This window comes from Archangium sp. Cb G35, from assembly GCF_001896145.1.
In the GTDB taxonomy this organism is placed as follows: Bacteria; Myxococcota; Myxococcia; order Myxococcales; family Myxococcaceae; genus Archangium; species Archangium violaceum.
This window is the reverse complement of sequence record NZ_MPOI01000006.1, coordinates 239,011-264,936: the sequence shown is the minus strand read 5'-3', so window position 1 is coordinate 264,936 and position 25,926 is coordinate 239,011. Positions and strand designations below refer to the sequence as shown.

Genomic DNA, 25,926 nt, shown 5'->3' with positions numbered 1-25,926 from the left:
TCCCCCGGGAGTCCACGCAAGTGGCCGAGATCCGGAGGGATCCCATCCTGGGCCGAAAAATCGGCCTGGGATCAGTTTTCAACGACCGTTTTCCTCCTTAGTCTAGGGGAGGCGCATCGTGATCCGGGAAGCCTTGGAAGGCACCGATCGCGGCCGCCGGCTGGGAGGGACACACATGCTTTACAAGGTTACCCCGATGATGCCGCCACCGGCCTCGAAGGAGGCCAAGACGGCGCGCGAGCCGGGGCAGCCGCGCAAGCGGCGCAAGTCGGCGGTCTACGATGCCGACGGGCACGAGGTGCTCATTTCGCTGATGTGCCTCAAGTGCCGCACGCTCAAGCCGCTCGCGCAGTTCGGTCTGCGCAAGATGGCGGACGGGGCCATCCGCAATCAGCCCTGGTGCCGTGGGTGCCGCTCGGGCGCGGGGACGCGCAAGCCCAAGGATGACAAGGCCACCGAGACGATGAACGTGGTGGCCGAGGCTCCCGCGGCCGTCGCGCCCAACCTCCAGGTGGTGCCGGCTCCGGCCGCCGCTTCCGCCGAGGAAGAGGCCCCGGTCGCCGTCGCCTCGCAGGGCTGAACTGATCCAGCCTGGCTGTGTCCCTCCGAGGGGCGGAGCGCTTCGCTTCGACCCTGGATGGAGGGATCTACCCAGGGGCTGGCGCGGCCCGGCGTCGGGCCAGCACGCAGCCCAGGGTGAGTCCGGCGAGGACTCCGTCGAGCACGTGCCACAGCACCCACTTCAGCTTCAGGTCGAGCGGTCCTGACGGCGGGGCGTGCGCCAGCCTCGGTGCGAGCAGCAACGCGCCGAAGGCGGCGGTGGGCAGCAGCACCAGGAGGAAGTCGCGCCAGCGGCCTCCGGGCGCCTCGGGCAGTCGGGCGTAGTGGCGAGCCAGGAATCCCAGCACCACCAGCGAGCCCACCACCGAGGAGCCGTGCTGGAGCCACGTGGCGAGCGGCAGCTCCCAGGGGCCCAGCGTGAGCGGGTTGCCGGGGAAGAGCACGCTCGAGGGCCAGCGGTAGCGGTGGGTGAAGCTGTCCCAGATCGCATGCGTGGCCGCTCCGAGCCCCAGCGCGAGGATCGCCAGGGCCCAGGCCCGCGCGCCGCGAGGGAGTCCCCGGGTGCGGAGGAATCGGCCCCACTGGACACCGCCCACGGAGGGCAGCGTGCGGTGCAGCACCGGGAGCACCAGCACCTCCAGCCACACCCAGAGGATCAGTCCCACGGGCAGGCTGAAGCGCAGCAATCCCTCCGGAGTGTGGGAGCTGCCCGAGCCCATTCCGAACAGGTACGCGAGGTCGGGGACGCTGGCTCCCACCACGAGCGCGGCCGGGGGCAGCCCGCGGAACCGGCACAGGGGCAGGATCGCGGCGGCATGGGCGGGCAGGGTGAGGGGCATTCGTCACGGATGATAGTAGCTTGGGCGCGTGTCCAACGACGCTCAGCTCTTCCAGAACGCTCCTTCACGCCGGCGGGCCTTGTCCGAAGCGGCGCTCGTGCTCGTCACGGTGTTCGTTCCGGGGTCTCTTGCCCTGGTCGGCCTGGTGCCACGCCTCGTGATCACCTGCCTCCTGGCCGCCTGGGGGCTCGCCCTCCTGCGTCCCTGGGTGGACTGGCGTGCGGGCCAGATGCCTCGGGCAGTGGGCACTGTCCTGCTCTTCGGGCTGGCGCTCGGGGCTTCCATGGCGAGTGGCTGGTTCGGAGGGGAGGGGGTTGTGCCTCCGCCCCGGCTCGGCGTGCAGCACAAGGGTGTCTCCGTGGAGGGGGATGGGCAGGACGTGCAGAAGGTGGTGGAGATCACGCGTGTGGTGCCGGGAGCGCCGGCGGACGGCCGCCTGGAGGTGGGAGACCGGATCCTCGGGGTGGATGGTCAGATGCTGTCCTCATCGGCTCCCGAGGAGGAATTCCAGGAGCGCATCCGGACGGCGGGAGACGGGGCCAGCACCGAGATGCGGTTCATCGTCCAGCGCAAAGGCGAGATGAGCGAGGTGAAGGTGCCTGTCGGGCCCACGCCGAATGCCAGTCCCTTCAAGAAGCCCGACGCGATTCTGTGGCTGTGTCTGCGTGCGCTCGGGGTGAGCCTCCTCGTGGGGCTGTTGCTCTGGAGGGACGGGCAGGGGCCGGCTCAGCTCGGGCTCGTTCGCGAGGGGCTGGGGCGGGAGCTCCTCATCTCCGTTCCCGTCGTTGTCGGCGCGTACGCCGCCAACATCGCCGCCTCCATTCCGCTCGCCTTGTTGGGGGTGTTCTTGAAGCTCACCGACAAGGAGCTCGTGGCTCGCAAGGAAGTGGCCACGGGACTCGTGGAGATGGGGCTCAGCGTGCCGGTCTTCGCCGCGGCGATGGTGCTCGTGGCGGGCTTCGAGGAGCTCGCCTTCCGAGGCTTCCTCGTCCCGAGGTTGAAGCTGCTCCTGGGGAACTGGCCCGCCGCGGTGGTGCTCTCGGCCGCGCTCTTCGGGCTGGGGCACTTCTACGAAGGCGTCCTCGCTGTCGTGCAGACCGCAGTGCTCGGCGCCTACTTCGGCTTCGTTTTCGTCTTCGTCCGCCGCTTCCGGTTGCCCTCCGTCATGCTGGCGCATGCGGCGTTCAATACGATCAACTTCACGTTGATGCTCTGGCTCCAGAGATCAGGGATGCTCGAGAAGATCACCGCACCGAGGACTCCGGCTCCTTGAGCCGAGCGCACGTGCTGAAGAGGCTCCAGCGGGCATGGTGAAGAATTTGGGCTCGTTAATGAGGACTTCCTACAGTCACGGCAGCAGCGAGGGGATTGTGGCATGATCTGGTCCGTACCGTCTGGCTTTGAGCGCAGTGCCTGGGACGGGCGGGATGCCGTCTGGCGTGGTTGGTCCTATCCGAGTGGGGACTTGCGCGTCGCCCAGCCCTTTCTTCCGTACGACCAGGGTGACGTGCCCTGCTGTGTGTCGATGGCCATCGTTGGTGCGATGGAGTCGTTGCTCCTTGCGGCGGGGAATCCTGTCCAGCTTTCGCCGCTACACCATTATTGGCACGCCCGACCGTTGCCCCCGGCAATCACGCTGGTCGATCCACGGCACGGCCTGCAGGTCGCGCGGACGATTGGTGTAGCGCCGCTGGCCGTCCACCTACCGGCGATCGATCCCTATCTGCCCTTGACCCCGGTGGTGGCCGCGGAGCGCCCCTCGTCCACCGTTGACTTCGCTGCTGCCTCATTTCGACTACAAGTGCTGCCCTGGCAGTACTTGAGGGTACCGCCGGGTCAACAGGCGCGGCGCTGGAAGGCTGCGCTCGCGCGTGGCGTCCCAGTCATGGTGGGGCTCGATATCCCCCCTGGTTACGAGCGCCTATTCGATGGCGAGGATGTGTTGCAGCCGGGGATGGGTCCTGCGGTGGATAAGCATGTGGTGCTGGTGGTGGGCTGGTCCCAAGGTACGTTCTTGGTTCGTGATTCCCGTGGCGACCGAATCGGCAAGGCCGGGCACTGGTGGCTACCCGAACGGCTCGCTGATTCGAGCTTGGTTGTTGAGAGCTGGGTCATCGATCCTCAAGCTCGAGCCGATGTTGCATAACATGAGGAGGAGTAACGATGCGGAAGATTCCTGTCCTGGCGTTGATCTTTAGCACTGCATGTGCGGGCAGTTTGCCCGAGGTCAAGCCTGTGAAGTTATCCGATCTTGATGCCGGTGCGATTGTCTACGTCTTGCCTCGCAAGCGGGTCCGGGTAGAGTTGACCGTTACGAAGTTCGAGTACGACAATACCGCGCGCTGCCTCGATAAGGGGGGGGAACTGGGGTTGACGTCCCCGCAGTACAAGGGCCCGACCTTGAGCGTGTCTGCCGTGAAGTGGAGCACGTATCCGGTGCCCGACCTCGACCAAGTCTATCGTGTCGAGCTTGAGGGGGGAGAAATTCCAAGAAAGCAGAAGCTTGCGCTTGCCTGGGCGCCGGGTGGCATTGCATCCGAAGCGAGTTTCCGCTCCGAAGACATGTCCAGCGCCTACGCGACATCATTCGCCAAACTCGGAGCTAGTGTTGTTGGGAGCTTCTTCGGGTTTGGTGGAACCAAGGCAACTGATAATGCGTGCACTGACCTCAGTGGTTCAGTGAAAACGGCACGGCTGTACCTTTTGAACCTTCGCGGGCCACTCGATGGGGCGAGCACAAAAGAGGTGCTTGAGATGAAGGAGGCGAAGCTGAAGGCCGACCTGTTCGCGATGGAGAGCGCCTTCACCGGAACGAAGGCAACGGTAGGCACGATCGTCTGCGATGTCGACGTGAGCAAGGCAAACGCCCAGGAACTGCTCTCGTGGACCGGAGCGGGTGGTGTGACGAGCCAGGGAGCGACCTGCGTCGTTCCTCCCGAATTCCAATCCACTCAATTCGAACCCGTTGGGACTCCTCCCAATAAGCTTAAAGTGGGGCACAAGGTGTCACTGAACATCCTGGCGGAGGCGTGGGGCTGGAATAACGCGCCAGCCGGTTGTGCTGCTGTCTCAAAGGATGGGAAGACGAATCATAGCTGGAGCTATCACTACCGCCGCCCCGCTCCTGCGACAGTGGTGGTGCGGGACGTTTCGAACAATGTCTCAAGAGATGTCTCGGAGCGCCGTCAGGAATGGATCCCGCAACTCGGGCAGGTCGCATGCCTGCCTCGCGTGAGTCAAGCAACGGTTGAGAGCAAGATTGTGTTCGATCCGACCACCGGAGAACTGAAGACAATCGAGCTGACGGGCGACGCCGTCGACCCAACCAGTGCAATTGAAGCAGGAGGATCTTTGCTGACGACAGGAGTGAAAGCGGTGAAGGGCCCCTCGGAACTTGAGGCCGCGAAAGAGCAGAAGGAGCTTCTTGAGGCGTTGGTGGCGATCGAGAAGGCCCGGGCAGAACTCGAGAGTTTGACGAGGTAGGTTCGGAAAAGTTCTGACACAGAGGGTACGGCTTCAAACCCGAGGCCTAGTATTGCTATGTCACAAAGTTTGTTCTCACTCGGAATACGGTGTGCTGGCAGAGCCGCTGGAGCAGGGCGTTTCCGAAGGGAGTCCAGACGTTTATGACACAGTAGTACTAGGCACCCTCATCCCGTCCCTCTCCCAGGGAGAGGGGATGTTGCTTCTAGGGACGTCCGCGAAGGGGTCTGGTTACAGTTGCAGGCCCGCGGGCAGGGTGTCGCCGAGTGCTCGCGCTTCATCCGCCGCTTCGAGCGCCACCACTTCCGTCACCATCTGTACCCAGGTGTCCGCTGCCTTCGCCGCTCGCAGCGCCTGGGCTGTCTTCGCTCGCAGCTCGGGGCTGATGTCCCGCATGCGGTCTCCCGTCAGCCGTGCGAGCTGCGCCGCCGCGAACGGGGCTCCGTCGATGTGCTTGAGGTCCAGCTCCAACAGCAGTGACAGCCAGGCCTCCGCCACATCCACGTCCACCACCTTGTGGCTGCTGCCGTAGAGGGGCACTCGCGCGCCCAGGCGTCCCAGCGCCCACGCCCACGGGCCACCGCTCTTGTTCTCCGCCTTCAGCCGCGCCGCCACCCAGCCGCCCAGCTCCGCCTTGTCTCCCGGCTCCAGGTGCTCCAGTGACGCCGCCGTGCGCACCATCTCGTCCAGGCCCTCGGGCAGGATGCCCTTGAGCTTGCCCGCCGGCTGCGGCGCGTCCGGCGGAACCTTCCTCGCCATGTGCGGCTTCAGGTAGTCGTAGAGCTTCCGCTGCTGCGCCTCGCTCAGGCCTCCCGCGATGCGCCGCCACATCACCCAGAACTCGATCCACACCGACTTCTCGGTGTGGTGCTGCACCAACGGCTCGAAGAGCGTGAACGTCTGCTCCGCACGCCAGTGGTCCAGCGGGTAGCCGAAGCCCGGCCGCAGCGTGTAGCCCGTCAGGCTGTAGAAGACGCGCTCGTGGTCCGCCGTGCGCCTCCGCTTGGACGCCCCCGCGAAGAGCGTGCTCCACAGCTCGCGCAGTACCGGCACCCGCCACGTCTCGCGGGGGCCCAGCACCTTCTCCAGAGTGCGCGACAGCTGCTTCACATCCTTGGGGCCAATCGGCAGCGGCTTGTTGCCGTATACCCGCTCGGCGTTCTCCTTCGCCTCGGCGAAGCGCGCGGGCATGGACTCGGTGACCGTCAGCTCCCGCTCGCCGCTCGTGCCTCGCAGCTCGAACTCCAGGCGCCAGCGCTCGTCCGCCACGTTCGACACGGCGAACAGCTCCAGCGTGCCAATTTCCGTGAGCCCCGCCTGCAGGTGCACCGGCACTTCCGCCGTCTTCCCCGCGGCGCCCTTGAGCACCGTGTGGATGGGCGGCAGCGGCTTCAGTTCTTCCGTCAGCGGCACCACGTCGCCCGGCTTGTCGATGCGGTCGCTCGTGGTGGAGTACAGCGTGAACTGCACCGGCCGCCCCAGCGTCAGCGTGAAGGAGCGCTCTCCGATGTCGACCTGGTTACCCTCCTCGAAGCCTCGCGGAATGAGGCACAGCACCGGCTGCTCCGTGCTATCCGCCGGCCGCTGAAGGGCCACGTAGTACGCACGCGCCGCGCCGCCGCCGATCTTCAGGCCGTGCCCGCGCCGCACCAGTCCGTAGTACGCCGCGCCGCGCGCCACCGCCAGCTCCAGCGACTCGTGCTTCAGCAGCCGGATGCGCGGAGCCCCCGGCCACCACGCGCTCACCGCCTCCACCAGCCGCTCGGCCAGTTGGGGCGAGTTGAAGACACCTCCATTGAGGAGGATGGCGTCGGGGCGGGGGAGGGCTCCTTCCGCGGGCGCCGTCTCTCCCAGCGCCGCGAAGCCCGCCGCCGCGTGCTGCGCGAGGAAGGCCGCCAGGTGCCGGGTGATGGCCGCGTCCTGCGCGTACGGCAGTCCCAGTTCCTGCAGCGCCATGCGAGACACGCGCCGCGGCCGCTCCTGCGCACCCGAGCGCGGGAAGAAGCCGTCCATGACGAGGCTCTCCGCCTCCTCGCGCGTGAGCTCCGTGGACAACGAGCCGCCCAGCAGCCGGCTGCCCTCGGAGACGAGCGACACGCCATAACGCTCGGGCGGGTTGTTGCCGAGCAGGGCCTCCTTGGCGGTGCGCGCCGCCTGGATGGCCTGGGTCCACTGGGTGGCGGACAGGCGCCGGTTGCCGTCCGGGAAGAGCTTCTCCTCCACGCGTTTGGCGAGCGCGGCGTCCATGTTGTCGCCGCCGAGCATGAGGTGCTCGCCCACCGCGAGCCGCCGCAACATGGGGCCCTCGGGAGACACGCCCGCGTGCACCAGGGTGAAGTCCGTGGTGCCACCGCCCACGTCCACCACCAGCACCAGCCGCACGCCCTCCAGCGACTGCGCCAGGTCCTTCCGGTGGCGCGCGGTGTAGTCGTAGAAGGCCGCCTGCGGCTCCTCCAGCAGGGTGAACTTCTCCAGGCCCGCCTTGCGCGCGGCGCTCACCGTGAGGGCTCGCGCCGCCTCGTCGAAGGAGGCGGGCACGGTGATGACCACTTCCTGCTGTGCCAGCGGGGCCTCGGGGTGGGCGTGGTTCCACGCCCGGGCCATGTGCTGGAGGAGCAGGGCACTGGCCTCCACCGGGGACAGCTTCGCCACGTCCGCCGGAGCGCCCCACGGGAGGATGGGAGCGGAACGGTCCACGCCCGGGTGGCACAGCCAGCTCTTCGCGGACGTCACCACCCGGCCCGGTACCCGGGCCCCCTGCCAGCGGGCGAGCTCGCCCACCACCTGCGAGCCGCTGTCTCCCCAGGGAAGGCGGAGCGAGCCGGCGGCGAGCTCATGGCCGGCGGGCACGTAGACACACGAGGGCAGCAGGGGCCGCGGGCTGACCTCGCCCTGGCGCACCAGTTGGGGGACGGGGAAGTCCTCCACGGGAGCGGTGGGGCCCTTCGAGGGGTCCACCGAGGCGACGGCGCAGTGCGTGGTTCCGAGGTCGATGCCGACGATGTGCATAGGCGTGCGGGCGGCCCTCCCTGGCCGCGCGGGGCTCCTTCTACTCCTTCATGCGGACGTTGAGCTCCAGCTTCCACTTCCCGGGGCCGTCCTTCTGCAGGCACCGCAATTCCAGCGTGCCCACCTCGGTGACGGCGGCCTGGAGGTTGACGGGGGTGAGATCCCCGTACGGCGCGGGCGTGCCCGGGAGCGTCGTCTCGATGGGGGCGAGCTCCTCGAACTCGTCATTGCCGTCCACGTCGTCCACCAGCACACCCACCTTGTCGTCGCGCCGCACGGAAGAGGCGAAGAAGCGGAAGCTGGTGGGCTCTCCGGTGACGAGGCCGAACTCCTGCGGAGGCACGTCCGCCTGGGTGCCCTCTTCCATACCGAAGGGGGCCACGCACAGGGCCTTCACCGGGGGCTCCATGCCGGGCACTGCGGGCATGGCCGTCTCCACGCCCACGTAGTAGGCGCGAGCCGTGCCGCCGCGGATGCGCAGTCCGTGGCCCTGGCGCACCCAGCCGTAATAGGCCGCGCCGCGCGCCACGGACAGGTCCAGGTCCGCGCCCGCGAGCTCCTGGGCCGGCTGGCCACCGTCCGCGGTGAGCCAGGAGTTGAGCACCTCCATCACCCGGGCCTTGAGCGGGCCCGCCTTGAAGACACCGCCGTTGAAGAGCACGGCGGTGGGGTGGATGAAGGACTTGCCGCCCACGTTCACCGGCGAGTCCGGCGAGTTGGCCAGCGCCTGGGCCTGCCGGGTGAGGAAGGCGGCCAGGTGCTTCGTCACCGCGGGGTCCTGCGCGTACGGCAGTGCCATCTGCGCCAGGCCGGTGCGCCGGGCCACGCGCGGCAGCTCCGCGACGGGGGAGGGCGGGAAGAAACCATCGGTGAGGACGCGGTCCAGGTCCTCGCGGGCCAGCTCCGTGCGCAGCGTGCCTCCGATGAGCGACGAGCCACGGCCCGGAATCGCGATGGGCGCCTTCGCCATGGACGGATCGCCGTAGAGCGTCTCCTTGGCCATGCGGCAGCCATAGGTGAGGGCGTTGAACTGCCACGCGTCGAGCTTCTTGCCCTCGGCAGTGAGGCGCTGGTTGAGCGTGTGCGCCAGCGCCAGGTCCATGTTGTCGCCGCCCAGGAGGATGTGGTCGCCCACCGCCACACGGGTGAGCTCCACGTCGCCCGCGCGGTCGCGCACGGTGATGAGCGAGAAGTCCGTGGTACCGCCACCCACGTCCACCACGAGGATGACCTCGCCCACCTTCACCCGCTTGCGGAAGGTCTCTCCCTGCGCCTCCAGCCAGGCGTAGAGCGCCGCCTGCGGCTCCTCCAGGAGGATGATGTTCTCCAGACCCGCGGCCTTCGCGGCCTCGAGGGTCAGGTCGCGCGCGGCGGCGTCGAAGGAGGCCGGGACGGTGATGATGACGTCCTGCGCGGCCATGGCGTTGCCGGCGTCCTCCTTCGTCCGGGCGAAGGTGTGGTCCCACGCCTCGCGCAGGTGGCGCAGGTAGCGCGTGGAGGCCTCCACCGGAGACACCCGCTGCACCTCCTCGGGGGCCTGCCAGGGGAGCAGCGCGCCGCGCCGGTCCACCCCGGGGTGGCTCAACCAGCTCTTCGCCGAGGACACCAGCCGGGTGGGCACCTTGGCCCCGTGCACGCGGGCGAACTCACCGGAGATGCTCGTGGCGGCCGGGTTCCACGGCAGCGCCAGGCTCCCCGGGGGGAACTCCTGGCCGCCGGGCAGGTAGAGGAACGAGGGCAGCAGTGTCCGGGCCTCCACGGTGCCGGGCGCCGTCAGCTGCGGGATGGGCAGCATCGACTGCGCCGCGCCGCGCGCCTTCGCCTCCTCCAGGTTGAAGTAGGAGACCGCGGAGTGCGTGGTGCCGAGGTCGATTCCAATCGCGTATCGGGCCATATGCGCTCCAATCTGGTGTCAGGACAGCTCGACTTCAGCGGGCGACAGCACCCGGGGATCCATCGCCGGACTGGTGGACGGGAATTTCACGGCCGTGGTCACCCATCCGTGGTGCTTGAGTGCTCCGTTATAGGGAGGCTGGCCCGCCACGTTGCCGGTGAGGCGGATGCGCTGGGCGTCGAAGCCGGCGGGCACGTCCACCCGGTCGCCCTCGGACTGGGGCAGCACCGGCTCCAGCGTGAGGTACTGGCGCAGCACCTTGCGGCACCCTTCGTGGACGATGCGGGCCGCGGCGCCCACGTCCGCGTCCGGGAAGGCCGCCACGTCCTCTTGCAGGAAGTCGATGAGCCGCCCCTCGCGCTGCAGCATGGAGAGGAACTGGAGGGCCGGGGCGTGCTCCCGCTCGGGGGGCAGCGCGGCAACCGGCTCCTTTTTTTCCGGCGCTTTTTCCTGGGCGGGCTGTCCGGCGGGCAGCTCGGTGGGCGTCCCAGCGGGCAACTGGCCGGCCTTGTCGGCCTCACGCACGGGCAGTACGGCCTGCGCGAACGCCTGGTCGAACCAGATCCGCCAGAAGCACACGAACGCGAGCCAGAAACGAGCGAAGAACGAGAGCGAAGGCTGGTCGGTCATCGGCTCCGGATAACAGACCCCTGGAGCTTTTCAATTCACTCGTAGCCCAAATGAAAAGGGCCTCACTGTTTCCAGTGAGGCCCTTCTCTGTTGCATGGTGGAGGTGGACGGGATCGAACCGACGACCTTCGCATTGCGAACGCGACGCTCTCCCAACTGAGCTACACCCCCGCAACCACTATGTGTCCCAACGTGTCTCAGCGGCGGGGCTTTTTCTCCGCCGCCGAAAGACGAACGGGCAGATACAGGACCCTATTCCACGTGTCAAGCCGGGAATCTTCCGGGCCTCTTGCGCGATTGACGCGCGGCAACTCGGGGTGTCATAAGAACCCCCTCCCATCAGGCGCTTCCAATCGGAATGTCTACTCCCTCATCGAAGTTGAGCCCGGCCGAGATTACGAAGCTGGAGCAAGCGTTTGCGTCCGACCCTTCCTCCGACGCGTACAAGCCGCTGGCCGAGGCGTACCTCGCAGCCGGCCGCTTCATGGAGGCGATGGTCGTTTGCAAGAAAGGGGTGAAGGCCCACCCTGATCGCGCGGACCCTCGTCTCCTCCTCGCCCGCGTGTACGCGGACCAGGGCAAGGACAAGAAGGCACTGGAAGAGGTGCTCGGCGCGCTCCAGGTGCAGCCCAATGACAAGGCCTCGCTGCGCATGGCGGGAACGCTGCAGCTGAAGACCGGCGAGGGCGAGGCTGGCAGAGCCAACCTCCTCAAGGCCTACGCGGTGGATCCCGCGGATGCCGAGACCCTCGCGGCGATGCAGCAGTTCCAGGTGCAGCCGCCCCAGGCCGCCGCGCCCGCTCCTGCGCCCGTGGCCGCTCCGGCTCCTGTCGCCGCGCCCGTGGCCGCTCCGGCGCCCGTGGCCGCCGCGCCCGCTCCCGCCGCCGAGCCCGCTCCGGCTCCCGCCGCCGCCCGCAAGCGTCCGGTGGCCGCCGAGGAGGACGAGGAGGCTCCGCGTCCCAAGGCCCGCGCCGAGAAGCCCGCGGCTCCGGCCCGCCGCGCCGCGCCGGTGGTCGTCGACGAGGACGATGACGTCGATGACGACGACGACGCGCCTCGCAAGTCGCGCAAGAAGGGTTCTGGCGGCGGCGCCAAGTTCATCACGCTCGGCCTGGTGATCGCCGTCCCCCTCATCCTGGGCGGCTACTTCTGGCAGGGGCGCCTGGCCGCCCAGCGCAACCGGGAGATCAAGAAGCAGCTCGACGCCGCCACCGAGCAGCTCAAGCACGACTCGTTCGCCTCCTACAAGAAGGCCTGCGAGGCGGCCGACAAGGCGCTCGAGGTGGATGACACCTCCACCGCCGCCCACGGCTACCTGGCCTACGCCTACGCCATCCGCTGGGGTGAGCACGGCGGCGGCGACGACGCCCGCAAGCGCGCCGAGGAGCACCTGGCCTCCGCCCAGAAGAGCGGGGAGATCAGCTCGCACCTGTACGCCGCCGAGGCGCTCATCAAGACGTACGGTGGCAAGGGCAAGGACGCGCTCACCGAGCTCGAGGGCCGCGTCAAGAAGTTCGACGAGGAGGGCAAGCGCAGCTCGCTGCTGTACCTCACTCTCGGCCTCATCCAGATGAACGCGGGTGACCTGGACCGCGCCAAGGACAACCTGGAGAAGGCCCAGGGCCTGTCTCCGGATGACCCGCGCATCTACGCCGCGCTGGGTGCCGCGTACCGCCGGCTCGGCCAGGACGCCATCGCCTGGAAGAACTACGACTTCGCGCTGCGCTACGAGAAGGACCACCACGAGTCGCTGCTCGGCAAGTCCCTGCTGATGCTGGAGCAGGACGAGGCCAACTTCGGGCTGGCCGCGGTGATGATCAAGAAGCTGCTGGAGGCCGAGCCGCCCCCGTCGCCCCGTCAGCTCGCGGCGGCCAACCTGGCGCGCTCGCTGCTCATCTCGCGCGTGTCCGCGTCCATGGAGAAGCTCAAGCCCGACGAGCAGGCCAAGCTCGCCGAGGCCACCGGGGTGCCCGCCGAGAAGGAGAAGGCGCGCCAGGAGCTGGTCAAGGCCGAGGAGACGGGCTTCACGCTGGACAAGGCGAGCCCCGAGCTGTCGCTCATCAAGGGCCGCCGGCTGCTCTCCGAGAACGAGTACGACAAGGCCGCCGAGGAGATCCGCAAGGCCATCAAGATCGACGCCACGCGCGCCCAGTTCTACGTGGAGCTCTCCAAGGCTCTCATGGGCAAGCAGGGCGGCGAGAAGGAGGCCTCCGAGGCGCTCGTCACCGCCATCAAGACCATGGGGGACAGCCCCAAGCTGCTCACCATGCTGGGCAACGCCTACCGCAAGCAGAACAAGCTCAACGAGGCGATCGACGCGTACAAGCGCTCCGTGAAGGAGCCGAACGCGAAGAACCCCGAGGCCCGTCTGGCCATGGGCACCATCTTCCGCGAGCGTGGCGAGTGGACGATGGCTCAGGAGTCGCTGGAGAAGGCGAGCACCGAGTTCATCGGTCAGCCGGACCGGAACGCCACCGCGCTGCTCGAGCTGGCGCGCGTCTTCGAGGGCAAGGGCGACCCCGCCAAGGCCGACGAGACGTACCAGAAGGCGCTCAACGCGGACGAGAACTACTGCCCGGCCTACTACTTCTACGCGGCCTTCCTCAAGAAGGACCCGAAGCAGGCCTCCAAGGCCAAGCCGCTGGCGCAGCAGTACATCACGTGCGCGCCCAAGGGCGAGTACGTGGCGCAGGCCGGCGCGTTGTGAGCCGGACTGCCGCTTCCGACAAGCGGTGCTGATATCGACGGGCGCGGGGATGGTGAAAATCCCGCGCCCGTTTGCTTGAAGTGCGACTCCCCCCTGTGTAAGGGGAGGGGCGTTTTCTACCACGGGCGGAGTCCGCTCCGCCTCCCACCGCGTCAGCAGCGAGCCTGGCGTGCCTTGGGGAGTCCTGCGTGAGCGCGCGTGCCTTGAGTGAGTCGAGCTTCGCTTCGGATCTGCTGTCCCTTACCAAGCCGAGGCTGTCCGGGTTTGTGATCGCCACCGCGGCGGGCGGTATGTGGCTGGCGCCCGGCGAGTTGACGGTGCCGCGCATCCTCGTGACGCTGCTGGCCACCGCGGGCACGGTGGGCGCGGCCAACGCGCTCAATTGCTATTGGGAGCGGGAGAGCGATCGCTTCATGGCGCGCACCCGCAACCGTCCGCTGCCCTCGGGACGCATGGAGCCGGGCGTGGCGCTGGGCTTCGGGCTGGCCCTGGCGGCGCTCTCCCTGCCGGCGCTCGCCCTGGGCGCCAACCTGCTCACCGCGGGCCTGGGCCTGGTGGCGCTGCTCAGCTACGTGCTCGCGTACACGCCGCTCAAGGCGCGGACCTCCGTCTCCATGCTGGTGGGCGCGGTGCCCGGCGCGCTGCCTCCGCTCATGGGCTGGACGGCCGTCACCGGGCAGATCGACGCGGGCGGCTACGTCCTCTTCGCCATCCTCTTCCTGTGGCAGATTCCGCACAGCATCGCGATCGGCCTGTTCCGCCAGGACGAGTACGCGGCGGCCGGCCTCAAGACCGTGCCGCTGGAGCGCGGAGAGGACTCCAGCCGGCTGCAGATCGTCCTCTACCTGGTGGCGCTGGTGCCCATGACGCTGCTGCCCTTCCAGCTGCGCATCGCCGGGGCGTGGTACCTGGCGGCGGCGGTGGTGCTGGGCCTGTCCTTCCTCGGGCTGGGAGCGACCGGCCTCTTCCGGAGCCTGGGAAGGCCCTGGGCGCGCCAGACGTTCCTGTTCAGCCTGCTGTACCTGGCCGGCCTCTTCGCCGCGCTGATGCTCGACAGTGGGGGACACGGTTGATTCGAGGATGATGCACTCCGCGGTGCCACTGCTCCAGCTCGACGGCCTCACCCGGCGATTCAAGGCGCGCGTGGCGCTCGAGGGGCTGAACCTCTCGGTGGGCGCGGGCGAAATCGTCGGTCTGCTCGGCCCCAACGGGGCGGGCAAATCCACCACCTTCCAGCTGCTCGCCGGCCTCCTCTCCCCGGACGCCGGGCGCGTGCTCTTCGAGGGGCGGCCCCTGTCGCTCCACGATCCGGCCCTGCGCCGGCGCATGGGCATCATCTTCCAGCGCGGCAGCTTGGATGACCTGATGAGCGCGCGGGAGAACCTGCGGCTCGGCGCCCGCCTGTACGGGCTGACGGGCGCGCGGGCCCACGAGCGCGTGGAGCAGATGCTCCGCCTCATCGGCCTCCAGGACCGCGGCGACGAGCGCGTCTCCACCTGGTCCGGCGGCATGCGCCGGCGGCTGGAGCTGGCGCGTGCCCTGGTGCACCAGCCGCGCATCGTCCTCATGGACGAGCCCACGCAGGGGCTCGACGAGGCCTCCTTCCGCTCCTTCTGGTCCCACCTGCGCGCCCTGCGCGATGCCGAGGGCCTCACCGTGCTGCTCACCACGCACCGTGCCGACGAGGCGGAGATGTGTGACCGGCTCGCGGTGCTGGATGCGGGCCGGCTGGTGGCCACGGATACGCCCGCGGCGCTGGCCGCGCGGGTGGGCGGAGACATCCTCACCCTGGAGGCCCGGGAGCCCGAGTCGCTCGCGGCCGAGCTGCGCCAGCGGCTGGGCCTGGATGCCCGCGTGGTGGAGGGGAGGGTGCAGGTGGAGGTGGAGCAGGGGCATGCGCTGGTGCCCCGGCTGGTGGAGGCCTTCCCTGCCGGCCGGCTCGCCTCGGTGTCCCTGCGCCGTCCCACGCTCGCGGACGTGTTCCTCCAACTCACCGGCCGGGTGCTCGGCGCGGACCAGCCCACCGCCGAGCCCGCTCGCAGGAGTCGCCGTCGATGAACGCCCCCGCTACCACTCTTCCCACTCCCGATACCTCGGGTGAGGCGGAGCAGGAGGTGTCCCGCGTGGACGCTCCTGCCCTCGCCGAGGAGCGTGCTCCGGGAGGGGTCGCGCTGCAGTGGTCCACCGTGCGCGTGCTGCTGGCGCGCGACGTGGTGCGCTTCTTCCGCCAGCCCAGCCGGATTGTCGGCGCGCTCGCCCAGCCCATCCTCTTCTGGTTCGTCATCGGCGCGGGCTTCGCCGGCTCGTTCCGCGTCGAGGGCGCCCAGGGCCTGGACTACCAGCGCTTCTCCTTCCCGGGCGTCGTCACCATGGTGGTGCTCTTCAGCGCCATCTTCGCCACCATCTCCGTCATCGAGGACCGGCGCGAGGGCTTCCTCCAGTCGGTGCTGGCCGGGCCGGGCTCGCGCCTGTCGGTGGTGCTGGGCAAGGCGCTGGGCTCCTCGGCCATCGCGCTGCTGCAGGCCTCGCTCTTCCTCCTCTTCGCCCCGCTGGCCGGGGTGAAGGCCGCCACCCTGGACGTGCCGCTGCTGCTGACGGTGATGGTGCTTTCCGCTCTGGGCCTCACCGGCATGGGCATCGCCCTGGCCTGGTGGGTGCGCTCCACCGCCGGCTACCACGCGGTGATGAGCATCGTCCTGTTGCCCATGTGGGTGCTTTCCGGTGCGATGTTTCCCCTCAAGGGCGCCGGGCCGCTGCTGGCGTGGGTGATGCGCCTCAATCCCATGCGCTTCTCCGTGGAGGGCGTGCGGCGCGCGCTGTACGGCGCCGAGGCCTCGCTCGCCGTGGGCACTGCCTCCTCCGGCGCGGGTCTCGAGGTGCCGGTGCTGCTCGTGTTCGCCACTGCCTTCCTGGGGCTCGCCGCCCTGAGCATCACTCGACGTGAATAGCCGGAATAGCCGTCGTTCCGTTGGTTCCGCGACCTCTCTTCTGTTACGAGGGGTCCCCATGACATCTGTCCGCCCATGCGCGCTCTGACACGCGCCGGCGGCACGAGGAGTGTTCACATGAAGCTGCGTACGCTGGGCGTCGCGGTGCTCGGTGCGGTGGGACTCGCCACCGTGCCGGCCTGCCAGAAGCAGGAGGCCCCCCCGGCCGCTCCCGTGGCCCCCGCCCCCGCTCCCGCCCCCAAGGCCGAGGCTCCCGCTCCGGCGCCCGCCGCGCCCGTCACCGGTGGAGGCACCGTCCAGGGCACCGTTGCTTTCAAGGGCGCCGTCCCCGCGCCCGCGGCCGTCAAGCCCAGCGATGATCCCGCCTGTGACGGCATGGCGCTGAAGGACCAGTCCCTGCTGGCGACGGACGGCAAGCTGGCCAACGCGCTCGTGCGCGTGCGTGGCCTGGTGCCCCACTCACTTCCGTCCCAGCCCGCCCTCATCGACCAGCAGAAGTGCACCTATACGCCACGCGTGCAGGGCGTCACCGCCGGGCAGCAGGTGTTCATCAAGAACAGCGATGGCACGTTGCACAACGCGCGCGCGCTCAACGGCACGAAGACCGTCTTCAACGTGGCCCAGCCTCCCAACGCCAAGGCCGTGCCCCGCCCCCTGCCCGCCGATGCCGAGGTCATCCGCCTCAAGTGCGACATCCACCCGTGGATGGCCGCCTGGGTGGTGGTGAACCCGAATCCGTACTTCGCCACCTCCGGCACGGATGGCGCCTTCTCCATCGAGCACCTGCCCGCCGGCACCTATACCCTCGAGGCCTGGCACGAGACGCTCGGGACCAAGACGGCCGAGGTGACCGTCAAGGAGGGCGAGACGGTGACGGCCTCCTTCGAGTTCTCCGCCGAGGACGCCAAGGGTACTGCTTCCGGTGGCGTGAAGTAGGCACGGGTCCGGGGCTCCGGTGGGAACCCGGGGCCCGGATACCCTCACCCCCGCCCTCTCCCGAGGGGAGAGGGAGTGGTGGTTCCACGGAGTGTCTACGCCTGGGCGCGAGATGATGCCGGTGGGGTCTGGGTCGAAGCCGGGCCCTCTCGCCTCAGGGTGAAGCCCACCCGGGCGCCTCCTCCCGGACGGTTCTCCGCGAAGGTGTCTCCGCCGTGTGCCCGGGCGATCCGCTGCACCAGCGCCAGCCCCAGTCCCAGTGAGCCCGCCTCCCGGGCCTCGCCTCCCCGGTCCTTCCGGTAGAAGGGCGCGAAGATGCGCGTCTCCTCGCCGGGCTGCAGCCCCGGGCCGCGGTCGTCCACGCAGAAGGCGAGCTGTCCGTCCCGCTCGAGCAGCCGCAGTGCCTCCACCCCCTGGCCGTGCTTGCGCGCGTTGTCCAGCAGGTTGGCCAGGGCGCGCCCCAGCAGCGTGGCGTCGCCCACCAGCTTCGCCTCGGGCGCCTCCACCGACAGTGCTTCCGCGGGCAGCCCCGTCCGCTCCAGTGCCCGCGCCGCCAGGTCCTTCCCGTCCAGCTCCCGGGGCGTCAGCTGGCCGAAGTCCAGCCGCGAGCTCGCGAGCAGCTCGCCCACCAGCGCGTCCAGCTCCACCACCTCGCGCTCCATCTGGTCCGCCGTCCGCTCCGGGCCTCCCGCGTCGCGCATCAGCTCCACGAGCACCCGCAGGTGCGCCAGCGGCGTGCGCAGCTCATGGGACACCGCGGCCAGCAGCTCGCGTTGGTCCGCCATCTGCCGCTCGATGCGTGCGGCCATCTCGTTGAAGGCGTCGGCCAGCACGGACATCTCTCCCGTGGCGTGGCGGCCCAGCTGTACGCGCGTGTCCAGCTTGCCCTCGCCCAACTGCTGCACTGCTTGCGCCAGCGTGTCCAGGGGCCGTGACAGTCTCCGGGCGAGCCACCCCGAGGCCATCCACAGCGTGGTCCCGGCGAGAATCAGCACCATCGGTCCACGCCAGGGCTTTCCCCGGGGCCGGGCATGTTCGAAGCAGGCCCGCGCCGTGCCGAGCCTCACCCCGCCGCGCTCCACCGGCATGGACACCTCCGCGTGCGGAGGGCAGTGCCCGCCCGTGCGCACCAGCATCGCCCCGGAGGTATCCCTCAGCTCCACGCTGACGAGCAGGTCCTCGGAGACGGAGCGGACGAGCGCGTCCCGGCGCACGGGGTCGTCCCACACCTCGGCGAGACGGTTGCTGACGAAGGTGCGTGCGCGGTTCATCTCCTGATGCCAGGCGCTATCCCCGATCAGCCCGGCCATCACGCTCACCACCGTGCCCACCACCAGGCCCGTGGTGAGGATGGAGACGCCGAACCAGAGGAAGAGCCGGCGGCGCAGCCGCGCGCGGATGAAGTTCCCCAACCGGCTCATGGGTCTGAAAGGGGGCCCGTGCCGTGGCCCGTGCCGGGGATGGCCCGGGTGCCCGTGCGGATGGCGTCTCATGGGCCCTCTTTGGCGAAGAGGTAGCCCACGCCACGCACCGTCTTGATGAGGCGGTTGCCCTCGTCCCCCAGCTTCTGCCGCAGGTGGGAGATGTGCACGTCCACGGTGCGCTCGCCCACCACGGTGTCGCTCCGGCCGGCCTCGCCGAGCAGCGCATCGCGGGGAATGACGCGCCCGGCCCGCCGCACCAGCGCCACCAGCAAGTCGAACTCGAGCCCGGTGAGCTCCACAAGTTTGCCGCCCGCGCGGACTTCCCGGGCGGACACGTCGATGGAGACGCCGCTGGACTCCAGCTTCTCGGCCACGGCCGCGGGCTGGGCGCGCCGCAGCACGGCCCTCAGGCGCGCGAGCAGCTCGCGGGGGCTGAAGGGCTTGGCCAGGTAGTCATCCGCGCCGAGCTCCAGGCCCACGACGCGGTCCGTCTCGTCGCCGCGCGCGGTGAGCATGATGACGGGCAGGGTGCTCTTCGCGCGGATGCGCCGGCACACCTCGAGCCCGTCCATGCCCGGCATCATCACGTCCAGCAGCACGGCGTCGTAGGTGCTGGCCTCCAGCGCGGCCAGGCCGCGGCCTCCATCGGGGGCGTGGGTGACGGTGATGCCGTTCTGCCCGAGGTACTGCGCGAGCAGCTCGTACATCCGGGTGTCATCGTCGATGAGGAGGACGCGGGTGGCCATGGGAGGGGTCCGACTCTACTGCACCTGTTGACCCTGGGACGCCTGGGCCTGGGTCTGCTGTCCCTGGGGAGCCTGGGCGGGCGCCCACGACGGGGAGCCGGAGCGGAAGTGGTTGTCGTGGAAGGTCCGGCCCTGGCGGCAGTGCCCACCGGAGGAGTGACCGTAGCGGTGCCAGCGGTAGAGGCTGGCGAAGCCGGAGGAGTAGCCCGCGACGGTGCCGAGGGCGAGCAGGGCGATGAGAAAGCGGCGGCGCATGGTGTGTTCCTTTCCTGGTTCCGGGTGACGGAGTGCTCAGCAGGGACGGGCGCCGCGCCAGCCGCCGCAGCCGCCTCCGTAGCCGTAGTGGCGGTAGCCGTAGCCGTGGCCCCAGCCGTGCTCGATCAGGTCCGCCAGCTCGCGGCGCTGCTTCACATCCAGCGCCTCGTGGGTCTTGGAGAGCGAGGCACGCAGCGTCTTGCGCAGGTTGTCGATGAGCTCGTCGTGCTTCGCGTCGAGCTCGCGCAGCGCGGCGGCGTCGAATGCCTCGCCCCGGAGCGAGCGGGCGAGAGCGGCGCGGGTGGCGCTCATTTCATCGCGCATCTTCGCGAAGGCCTCGGTGAGATCATCCGCGGCCTGGACGAGCACCTTCTCCTGGCCGGGGGAGGTGTCCAGGCGCTCGAAGAGCCAACGCATGCGGCCGCGCCAGCTCCAGCGGCCGGGGCCACCGTGGCGGTGGTGCCAGCGGCCGCGGCGCAGGGTGTAGAAGAGACCGGCCAGGCAAGCGGTACCAAACACGAATCCGAACATGTGCTGCTCCTTCCGTGAGCGGCCGGGCACTCAGCGACCCGGCATCCATCGGTTGGTGCAGAAGGTACGGGGGGGGTGTGAAGCGGGCGCCCAGTACTTATGAAGAAGTGTGAAGGCCACCTGAGGAATGGGGGGGAGGTACGGACCGTTAACCCCCACAGGCACTCCATGGGTAGGAGTGCCCGTTTGTAGTCCGTAGAACGCAATTGCAGAAAGCAGGGAAGTACATGGCAACTGGTACCGTGAAGTGGTTCAACGACGCGAAGGGCTTCGGTTTCATCGCGCCGGACGCCGGTGGTGAGGACGTGTTCTGCCACCACACCGCCATCAACATGGATGGCTTCCGCTCCCTGGCCGAGGGCCAGAAGGTGGAATACGAAGTGACCAAGGGCCCCAAGGGCCTGCAGGCGCAGAACGTGCGCGCGGCCGGGTGACAGGCCTCGCCTCCACGGTCTGACGGACGTGTCTTCGCGCCCGCTCTTCCCTTCGAGGGGGGAGCGGGCGTGTCGTTGCGGGGTTTGTATGGCCCGGCGCTCCTTACCTTGTCCGGCAAAGGCAACCGCCAGCGTCCGCGAAGGAGACGAGATGGGCGACACGAGTGTGAAGAAGGTCGACTCCCAATTCTCCCCGAAGGGTGAGATGGGGCAGAAGTACCTGGCCGGAGGCATCCGGGTTTCCATGCGCCTGTGGGAGAACGAGCAGCCCGCCGAGCCGCTGCCCGCCACGACGCGCGACTACGAGACGGTCGGCTACGTCATCAAGGGCCGCGCCGAGCTGCACCTGGAGGGGCAGGTGTTGCTGCTCAACCCGGGGGACTCGTGGCTGGTGCCGCGGGGCGCGAGCCACACGTACAAGATTCTCGAGGCCTTCACGGCGGTGGAGGCCACCAGCCCGCCGGCCTCCGTGCACGGTCGCGACGAGAAGGAGAAGAGCCGCGAGGGCGCCAAGGCCTGACGGTGGGGAAGGGGAGTGGGCCCTCCTGGATTCGAACCAGGGACCAATCGGTTATGAGCCGACAGCTCTAACCGCTGAGCTAAGGGCCCCCAAACACACCGGACGGCGCCTAGGCGCCGTACTGACCTGGGAAGTATCGCGCACCCCGCGCGCGCGCAAGAGGGCGCGTGCCTCGCTGCTCAGCGTTGCACGCGCCAGTGCGTGCCCTGGCCTTCCAGGCGCACCCCCTCGGCCTTCAGCCTCCGCGCCTGCTCCACTGCCACCGGCGGCGCCAGCACCCCGCTCGAGCGGATGACCCGCCACCACGGCACGTTCTCCAGCGTTTTCAGCTCCCGCCCCACGCCTCGCGCCGCCCCCGGCCTCCCCGCGTAGAGCGCCACCTGCGCGTACGAGCGCACCTCGCCCCTCGGAATGGCTCGCACCGCCCGGCGCACGGCCTCGGGGAAGGGGAGGGGTTTCTGGGGCTCCGGTTTGGGTTTTGGTGCCGTTTTGCTCGCTGTCTTCCGTTTCGCCGGCATATGGCATCCCTGCTCAGGGCAGACCCTCACCCTGGCCCTCTCCCAGAGGGAGAGGGGATCGCACACGAAAAAGCCCCCGGTCCTTTTCGGAACGGGGGCTTCTTCTTACTCACTCTCCGGCCCTCGGGGCATGACCCAGGGGGGCGGGCACCCTCTCCCCGACCCTCTCCCGGGGGGAGAGGGAGGGTTTTTGGCGAGGGGAGTGGCTCAGCTCTCCACGAAGGAGCGCAGACGCTTGGAGCGGCTCGGGTGACGCAGCTTGCGCAGCGCCTTCGCCTCGATCTGACGGATGCGCTCGCGCGTCACCTCGAAGTCCTGGCCCACCTCTTCCAGCGTGTGGTCGCTCTTCTCGCCGATGCCGAAACGCATCCGCAGCACCTTCTCCTCGCGCGGCGTCAGCGTGGCCAGCACCTTCCGGGTCTGCTCGGCCAGGTTCATGTTGATGACCGCGTCCGACGGCGACACCAGGCTCTTGTCCTCGATGAAGTCGCCCAGGTGGCTGTCCTCTTCCTCGCCAATCGGCGTCTCCAGGGAGATGGGCTCCTTGGCGATCTTCAGCACCTTGCGCACCTTGTCGAGCGGCAGCTCCATCTTCTCCGCGATCTCCTCGGGCGTCGGCTCGCGGCCGATCTCCTGCACGAGGTAGCGGCTGGTGCGGATGAGCTTGTTGATCGTCTCGATCATGTGCACCGGGATGCGGATGGTGCGCGCCTGGTCCGCGATGGCGCGCGTGATCGCCTGGCGGATCCACCACGTGGCGTACGTCGAGAACTTGTAGCCGCGCTTGTACTCGAACTTGTCCACCGCCTTCATCAGGCCGATGTTGCCCTCCTGGATCAGGTCCAGGAACTGCAGGCCGCGGTTCGTGTACTTCTTCGCGATGGACACCACCAGACGCAGGTTGGCCTCGACCAGCTCCGTCTTGGCGCGCTCGGCCCGGCGCTCACCCAGCCGGATGGCCTCGTAGTTGCGCCGCAGCTCGTCCACCTCGAGGTTGGCCTCCTCCTCCACCCGCTTGATGTTGCGCGTGGCCGTGCGCACGTCGCGCTCCACCGCCTCGATCTGCTCCGAGGTGGCGTTCAGCTTGCGCTGCGCCTTCTTCATGGCCTCGGGGTCTTCCTTGGCCTCGCGCAGCAGCTCGCGCAGCGTGTCCATCGGCACGCCGTAGCGGCGCTCCTGCTCGCGCAGCTCCGACTCCGCCTTCTCCACGCGCTCGATGAGCCCCTTGAGGTTCAGGACGATGCGGTCCACCTGCTTCTTGTTCAGCCGCATCTCCTCCAGGACCTCCATCATCTTGGTCCGGAGATCCTTCACCTCCTGCTTGAGCTCCTTCTTCTTGACGTCGGTGAGCTTCTTCTTGCCGGAGAGCTCCGCATCGAGTGCCTCGCAGTCCTTGGCGAACTTGCGGATGCGCTCGATCTGCTTGTTGATCTGCTCGATCTTGTTCAGCTCGCTCTGCGCGAGCTGCGCCGGCTGACCCTCACCCTCGGCGCCTTCCTCGGACGCCTCGGCCTCGGGCTCCTCACCCTCGCTCTGGGCCTCCTCGGGCGCGTCCTTGATGACGTCGCGCACGCGCAGCTTGCCGTTCTTCAGCCGGTTGCCGATGTCGAGGATCTCCACCATGGCCACGCGGCACGCCAGCAGCGCGCGCAGCACTTCCTTCTCGCCGTCCTCGATGCGCTTGGCGATCTCCACCTCGCCCTCGCGGGTGAGGAGGCTCACGCTGCCCATCTTGCGCAGGTAGAGGCGGACGGGGTCGTTGGACTTGCCACCCGGCTCGTCGTCCTCGTCCTTCTCGTCCTCGTCGGCCTCGGCGCGCTCTTCCTCCACCGCGACCGTGGGCTTGATCTCCGTGCTCTGAGCGGCCTTCTGGGCGTCGACGATCTCGATGTCGTTGTCGCCGAACATGCTCATCACGTCGTCGATCTGATCCGACGACACGATGTCCGCGGGCAGGGCGTCATTGACCTCGTCGTACGTGAGGAAGCCCTTCTCGCGACCAGCGGCCAGGAGGTCCTTGACCTCCTTGCGGTCGGCGATGGGCTCCTCATCCACCTCGTCCTCGACGGCGTCGGGATCCACCTCGACGGCGGCGGCGGCCTCTTCGGCGGCTTCCTCGGGGTCGACGTCGCCGTCGTCCACCTGGGTCACGGCCTTGCGCTTCTTGAGCGTCTCGGTGGCCTTCTCGGCGGCGGCGGTCTTTTCGCTCCGCTCGGCCTTCTCCGCCTTGGACTTGGCGGCAACGGGCGCGGCGGCCTCAGCGGTCTCCGTACCCTTGGCCGAGGCGTCCTCCGGCTTCTTCTTCTTGCGGATCTCCGGGGCCACCTTCTTCTTGGGCTTGACGGCCACCTTCGAGGAGGGCTTCTGCGTCGGCATTCGGGTACTTCTCCTTGGAAAAACAGGGACCTGGCCTGGAGCGAGCCGGCCGATCTATCGCAAAGTAGAGGATTCTTACAAACGCGAACTCAAACCGGTTGCATGGGGGCCTTTGTTCCCGGGGGGGGAGGGCGGATTTCTTCCTCCACGCGTTTCTTGAGCGAAAGCAGCTCGATTCGCTGGGCGAGGAGCTGTTTCGTCTCCTCCGAGAGGTCGATGGCCCCCGTCATCTGGCTGGTGGTGCGCTTGATGTAGTCCAGCTGCTGATTGATGCGGCGCAGCATGATGGCACGGCAGAGCTGGAGGAAGTAGTGCTCCAGGGCGGAGCCCTGCTGCTCGGAGAGCTGGCGGGAGGCGGCCTCCACGGAGCGTTTGACGGTGTCGTGCGCCTCGAAGAGGGCATCCTCGGCGCCATGGCCCGAGGTGGCGTGGGCGAGCACCAGCCGGAGGCCGGGGTGGGACAGCTCGTCGTAGACGCGGAAGGTGTCGCGGACCACGAGCCGGGGCTCGCGCAGGACGGCGGCCACGTACAGGGCCTCCAGGGCGTCCGGGGGCTTCACCGGGGGCGGGCGGGGCGCCGCCGGGCCCTGGGGAGCCGCTCCCCTGGCTGGTGGCTGGCCGGGCTTGGGCGCGGGCTTCACCGCCGGGGGCGGTGCCTTGCTGCGCAGGGAAGCCTCCAGCTCGGCCGCGGGCAGCCCGCACCAGGCGCTCAGGGCCCCGAAGAAGGCCGAGCGCACCAGCCCCACCGGCAGCTGCGCCGACACGGGCTTGAGACGCTCCAGGGCGGCCATCTTCTCCTCGAAGCTGGCCTCCTTCCCCTGGGGCAGGATGGTGAGGAAGACGTGCTGGGTGAGGGGCCGGGCCTCGGTGAGCAGCCGCTCCAGGCCCACGGAGCCCTCACGGCGGATGAAGGTGTCCGGGTCATCGCCCTCGGGCAGCAGGGCCACCTTGGCGGCCGCTCCCGCGGCGAGCAGGGGGCCGGCCAGGCGCTCCACGGCGGCGAGGCCCGCCTGGTCTCCGTCCAGCAGCAGGAAGAGCTCCCGGGCCTCGGCGCGGCCGAGCACCTTGAGGTGGCCCGGGGTGAGCGCGGTGGAGCACAGCGCCACCGTGTGCTTCACCCCCTCCTGGTGCAGGGCGATGCAGTCGAAGTAGCCCTCCACGAGCACGGCGGCCTTGCGGCGGCGGATCTCATCGCGCGCCTGGTCCATGCCGAAGAGCGTCTCGCTCTTGTTGTACAGCCGGGACTCGCGGGAGTTGAGGTACTTGGGGCCCTCCTCCGCGTCCACCAGCCGGGCGCCGAAGGCGATGGGGCGGCCCTCGGGGGCGCGGATGGGGATGATGAGGCGGCTGCGGAAGAAGTCGAAGTAGCCGTCGCCCTTGTTGCGCCTGTTGACGAGGCCCGCGTTGAGGCCCCACTCCACCATGCCCGCCTTGGTGAGCCGGTCCGCCAGCGACGTCCACGCCGCCGGGGCCCAGCCCAGCCCGAAGGCCCGGGCCGTCTCCTCGGAGATGCCGCGGCTGGCGAGATAGGCGCGGGCGCTGCGGCCCTCTTCCTCCCACAGCAGCGCCCGGAAGTGCTCGGCCGCCAGGTCGGTGGCCTCCTTGAGCTGCTGCCGCTCCCGGGCGCCGGGGTCCTGCGCCGCCTCCAGGTCCACCCCCACCTCGCGGGCCAGGTCCCTCACCGCGTCCAGGAACGTCTTGCCCAGGTAGCGCTGCACGAAGGACACGGCGTCCCCGCTCGCGCGGCAGCCGTGGCAGAAATAGAAGCGCTTCTCCGGGACGACGTAGAAGGAGGGGGTCTTCTCCTGGTGGAAGGGGCAGCGGCCCTTGAACTCGCGCCCGGCTTTTTTGAGCTCCACATATCGGGAGACGAGTCCCACCAGGTCTACCCGCTCGAGGACTTCCTGGATCTTGTGGTCGGGGATCATGTGTCCCACCCCCTCCGCCCGGCGCGAGCGGACCGCCATGATCCGCACACCAGCCCCTGCGGACGAGTATGGGCTCGGCCCCTGACATGGCGGATGCGGGTCCGGTTCGGGTCGACGATGTGGAAAAGGAAGGGCATTTCGGCGCGTCGGAAACCGTCCGGATAGGGGGACGGGAAGCGACCGGATA

The 25,926-nt window shown here is 69.0% G+C and carries 22 protein-coding genes and 2 tRNA genes; 11 read left to right on the top strand and 13 right to left on the bottom strand.

Annotated features, from left to right (window positions below; all coding sequences use genetic code 11):
- Positions 1 to 175: 175 nt before the first annotated feature.
- Positions 176 to 580, top strand: coding sequence for a hypothetical protein (locus tag BO221_RS19910; RefSeq protein WP_073562061.1), 405 nt, complete (start codon positions 176 to 178; stop codon positions 578 to 580).
- A 67-nt stretch (positions 581 to 647) separates the two neighbouring features.
- Here the strand turns inward: BO221_RS19910 and BO221_RS19905 are convergent, their stop codons facing one another.
- Positions 648 to 1,400 carry a DUF4184 family protein gene (locus BO221_RS19905; protein ID WP_073562060.1) on the bottom strand — a complete coding sequence of 251 codons (753 nt, stop codon included), beginning with the start codon at positions 1,398 to 1,400 and terminating at the stop codon, positions 648 to 650.
- Positions 1,401 to 1,428: 28 nt separating this feature from the next.
- Here BO221_RS19905 and BO221_RS19900 point away from each other — a divergent pair, with 28 nt between their 5' ends.
- From BO221_RS19900 to BO221_RS19890, 3 genes are all read left to right on the top strand, one after another.
- The gene (locus BO221_RS19900) at positions 1,429 to 2,673 is read left to right on the top strand and encodes a type II CAAX prenyl endopeptidase Rce1 family protein (RefSeq protein WP_073562059.1); all 1,245 of its coding nucleotides are present in this window, start codon (positions 1,429 to 1,431) and stop codon (positions 2,671 to 2,673) included.
- A 192-nt stretch (positions 2,674 to 2,865) separates the two neighbouring features.
- Complete coding sequence (locus BO221_RS19895; RefSeq protein WP_143195563.1) at positions 2,866 to 3,546, top strand: C1 family peptidase; 681 nt, start codon at positions 2,866 to 2,868, stop codon at positions 3,544 to 3,546.
- Between the two features lie 17 nt (positions 3,547 to 3,563).
- On the top strand, positions 3,564 to 4,883 hold the full coding sequence (locus BO221_RS19890) for a hypothetical protein (RefSeq protein WP_073562057.1): 1,320 nt from the start codon (positions 3,564 to 3,566) through the stop codon (positions 4,881 to 4,883).
- 231 nt (positions 4,884 to 5,114) lie between these two features.
- Here the strand turns inward: BO221_RS19890 and BO221_RS19885 are convergent, their stop codons facing one another.
- The 4 genes from BO221_RS19885 to BO221_RS19870 form a co-directional block, all read right to left on the bottom strand.
- Entirely contained in the window at positions 5,115 to 7,892 is a 2,778-nt protein-coding gene (locus BO221_RS19885; RefSeq protein WP_073562056.1) for an Hsp70 family protein, read from the bottom strand.
- Positions 7,893 to 7,932: 40 nt separating this feature from the next.
- The gene (locus tag BO221_RS19880) at positions 7,933 to 9,786 is read right to left on the bottom strand and encodes an Hsp70 family protein (protein WP_073562055.1); all 1,854 of its coding nucleotides are present in this window, start codon (positions 9,784 to 9,786) and stop codon (positions 7,933 to 7,935) included.
- 18 nt (positions 9,787 to 9,804) lie between these two features.
- Positions 9,805 to 10,416 (bottom strand): DUF2760 domain-containing protein, encoded by a 612-nt coding sequence (locus BO221_RS19875; protein WP_073562054.1) that lies wholly within the window; start codon positions 10,414 to 10,416, stop codon positions 9,805 to 9,807.
- A gap of 95 nt (positions 10,417 to 10,511) precedes the next feature.
- Positions 10,512 to 10,587, bottom strand: a tRNA-Ala gene (locus BO221_RS19870).
- A gap of 187 nt (positions 10,588 to 10,774) precedes the next feature.
- On the opposite strand from BO221_RS19870, the gene BO221_RS19865 reads away from it, so the two are divergent.
- From BO221_RS19865 to BO221_RS19845, 5 genes are all read left to right on the top strand, one after another.
- A complete protein-coding gene (locus BO221_RS19865; RefSeq protein WP_073562053.1) occupies positions 10,775 to 13,123 on the top strand; it encodes a tetratricopeptide repeat protein in 2,349 nt (782 codons plus the stop codon).
- A 188-nt stretch (positions 13,124 to 13,311) separates the two neighbouring features.
- On the top strand, positions 13,312 to 14,196 hold the full coding sequence (gene cyoE, locus BO221_RS19860) for a heme o synthase (RefSeq protein ID WP_073562052.1): 885 nt from the start codon (positions 13,312 to 13,314) through the stop codon (positions 14,194 to 14,196).
- A gap of 10 nt (positions 14,197 to 14,206) precedes the next feature.
- Positions 14,207 to 15,181, top strand: coding sequence for an ABC transporter ATP-binding protein (locus BO221_RS19855; protein WP_073562051.1), 975 nt, complete (start codon positions 14,207 to 14,209; stop codon positions 15,179 to 15,181).
- Positions 15,178 to 16,071 (top strand): ABC transporter permease, encoded by an 894-nt coding sequence (locus BO221_RS19850; RefSeq protein WP_083681208.1) that lies wholly within the window; start codon positions 15,178 to 15,180, stop codon positions 16,069 to 16,071. Before BO221_RS19855 ends, BO221_RS19850 begins: the two co-directional genes overlap by 4 nt.
- Before the next feature lie 117 nt (positions 16,072 to 16,188).
- Positions 16,189 to 17,007: a carboxypeptidase regulatory-like domain-containing protein gene (locus BO221_RS19845; protein ID WP_073562050.1), complete on the top strand. Its 819-nt coding sequence runs from the start codon at positions 16,189 to 16,191 to the stop codon at positions 17,005 to 17,007.
- A gap of 95 nt (positions 17,008 to 17,102) precedes the next feature.
- On the opposite strand, the gene BO221_RS57360 is transcribed toward BO221_RS19845, so the two are convergent.
- The 4 genes from BO221_RS57360 to BO221_RS19825 all read right to left on the bottom strand — a co-directional run bounded on the left by BO221_RS57360 (position 17,103) and on the right by BO221_RS19825 (position 19,963).
- Positions 17,103 to 18,428, bottom strand: coding sequence for an ATP-binding protein (locus BO221_RS57360; protein ID WP_304528718.1), 1,326 nt, complete (start codon positions 18,426 to 18,428; stop codon positions 17,103 to 17,105).
- Between the two features lie 68 nt (positions 18,429 to 18,496).
- A complete protein-coding gene (locus BO221_RS19835) occupies positions 18,497 to 19,177 on the bottom strand; it encodes a response regulator transcription factor (protein WP_073562048.1) in 681 nt (226 codons plus the stop codon).
- Between the two features lie 15 nt (positions 19,178 to 19,192).
- Complete coding sequence (locus tag BO221_RS19830) at positions 19,193 to 19,432, bottom strand: hypothetical protein (protein WP_073562047.1); 240 nt, start codon at positions 19,430 to 19,432, stop codon at positions 19,193 to 19,195.
- A 36-nt stretch (positions 19,433 to 19,468) separates the two neighbouring features.
- The gene (locus BO221_RS19825; RefSeq protein ID WP_073562046.1) at positions 19,469 to 19,963 is read right to left on the bottom strand and encodes a periplasmic heavy metal sensor; all 495 of its coding nucleotides are present in this window, start codon (positions 19,961 to 19,963) and stop codon (positions 19,469 to 19,471) included.
- A gap of 227 nt (positions 19,964 to 20,190) precedes the next feature.
- Here BO221_RS19825 and BO221_RS19820 point away from each other — a divergent pair, with 227 nt between their 5' ends.
- Together BO221_RS19820 and BO221_RS19815 are read left to right on the top strand one after the other, a co-directional pair.
- Positions 20,191 to 20,397 (top strand): cold-shock protein, encoded by a 207-nt coding sequence (locus tag BO221_RS19820; RefSeq protein ID WP_073562045.1) that lies wholly within the window; start codon positions 20,191 to 20,193, stop codon positions 20,395 to 20,397.
- Positions 20,398 to 20,548: 151 nt separating this feature from the next.
- Positions 20,549 to 20,917, top strand: a complete 369-nt coding sequence (locus BO221_RS19815) for a cupin domain-containing protein (RefSeq protein WP_073562044.1) — start codon at positions 20,549 to 20,551, stop codon at positions 20,915 to 20,917.
- A 16-nt stretch (positions 20,918 to 20,933) separates the two neighbouring features.
- Here the strand turns inward: BO221_RS19815 and BO221_RS19810 are convergent.
- The 4 genes from BO221_RS19810 to dnaG form a co-directional block, all read right to left on the bottom strand.
- Positions 20,934 to 21,006 (bottom strand) — tRNA-Ile (locus BO221_RS19810).
- Positions 21,007 to 21,096: 90 nt separating this feature from the next.
- Positions 21,097 to 21,435 (bottom strand): MGMT family protein, encoded by a 339-nt coding sequence (locus BO221_RS19805; RefSeq protein ID WP_083681207.1) that lies wholly within the window; start codon positions 21,433 to 21,435, stop codon positions 21,097 to 21,099.
- A gap of 207 nt (positions 21,436 to 21,642) precedes the next feature.
- Positions 21,643 to 23,811, bottom strand: coding sequence for an RNA polymerase sigma factor RpoD (gene rpoD / locus BO221_RS19800; RefSeq protein ID WP_073562042.1), 2,169 nt, complete (start codon positions 23,809 to 23,811; stop codon positions 21,643 to 21,645).
- Between the two features lie 89 nt (positions 23,812 to 23,900).
- Positions 23,901 to 25,739: a DNA primase gene (gene dnaG, locus BO221_RS19795; protein ID WP_073562041.1), complete on the bottom strand. Its 1,839-nt coding sequence runs from the start codon at positions 25,737 to 25,739 to the stop codon at positions 23,901 to 23,903.
- Between the last annotated feature and the right edge of the window lie 187 nt (positions 25,740 to 25,926).

Excerpts from the sequence above, each read along its gene's own strand:
- BO221_RS19910 (WP_073562061.1), top strand. The coding sequence starts at position 176 with ATGCTTTACAAGGTTACCCCGATGATGCCGCCACCGGCCTCGAAGGAG.
- BO221_RS19905 (WP_073562060.1), bottom strand. The coding sequence starts at position 1,400 with ATGCCCCTCACCCTGCCCGCCCATGCCGCCGCGATCCTGCCCCTGTGC.
- BO221_RS19890 (WP_073562057.1), top strand. The coding sequence starts at position 3,564 with ATGCGGAAGATTCCTGTCCTGGCGTTGATCTTTAGCACTGCATGTGCG.
- BO221_RS19885 (WP_073562056.1), bottom strand. The coding sequence starts at position 7,892 with ATGCACATCGTCGGCATCGACCTCGGAACCACGCACTGCGCCGTCGCC.
- BO221_RS19880 (WP_073562055.1), bottom strand. The coding sequence starts at position 9,786 with ATGGCCCGATACGCGATTGGAATCGACCTCGGCACCACGCACTCCGCG.
- BO221_RS19875 (WP_073562054.1), bottom strand. The coding sequence starts at position 10,416 with ATGACCGACCAGCCTTCGCTCTCGTTCTTCGCTCGTTTCTGGCTCGCG.
- BO221_RS19865 (WP_073562053.1), top strand. The coding sequence starts at position 10,775 with ATGTCTACTCCCTCATCGAAGTTGAGCCCGGCCGAGATTACGAAGCTG.
- BO221_RS19855 (WP_073562051.1), top strand. The coding sequence starts at position 14,207 with ATGCACTCCGCGGTGCCACTGCTCCAGCTCGACGGCCTCACCCGGCGA.
- BO221_RS19850 (WP_083681208.1), top strand. The coding sequence starts at position 15,178 with ATGAACGCCCCCGCTACCACTCTTCCCACTCCCGATACCTCGGGTGAG.
- BO221_RS19845 (WP_073562050.1), top strand. The coding sequence starts at position 16,189 with ATGAAGCTGCGTACGCTGGGCGTCGCGGTGCTCGGTGCGGTGGGACTC.
- BO221_RS57360 (WP_304528718.1), bottom strand. The coding sequence starts at position 18,428 with ATGAGCCGGTTGGGGAACTTCATCCGCGCGCGGCTGCGCCGCCGGCTC.
- BO221_RS19835 (WP_073562048.1), bottom strand. The coding sequence starts at position 19,177 with ATGGCCACCCGCGTCCTCCTCATCGACGATGACACCCGGATGTACGAG.
- BO221_RS19830 (WP_073562047.1), bottom strand. The coding sequence starts at position 19,432 with ATGCGCCGCCGCTTTCTCATCGCCCTGCTCGCCCTCGGCACCGTCGCG.
- BO221_RS19825 (WP_073562046.1), bottom strand. The coding sequence starts at position 19,963 with ATGTTCGGATTCGTGTTTGGTACCGCTTGCCTGGCCGGTCTCTTCTAC.
- BO221_RS19820 (WP_073562045.1), top strand. The coding sequence starts at position 20,191 with ATGGCAACTGGTACCGTGAAGTGGTTCAACGACGCGAAGGGCTTCGGT.
- BO221_RS19815 (WP_073562044.1), top strand. The coding sequence starts at position 20,549 with ATGGGCGACACGAGTGTGAAGAAGGTCGACTCCCAATTCTCCCCGAAG.
- BO221_RS19805 (WP_083681207.1), bottom strand. The coding sequence starts at position 21,435 with ATGCCGGCGAAACGGAAGACAGCGAGCAAAACGGCACCAAAACCCAAA.
- rpoD (WP_073562042.1), bottom strand. The coding sequence starts at position 23,811 with ATGCCGACGCAGAAGCCCTCCTCGAAGGTGGCCGTCAAGCCCAAGAAG.
- dnaG (WP_073562041.1), bottom strand. The coding sequence starts at position 25,739 with ATGATCCCCGACCACAAGATCCAGGAAGTCCTCGAGCGGGTAGACCTG.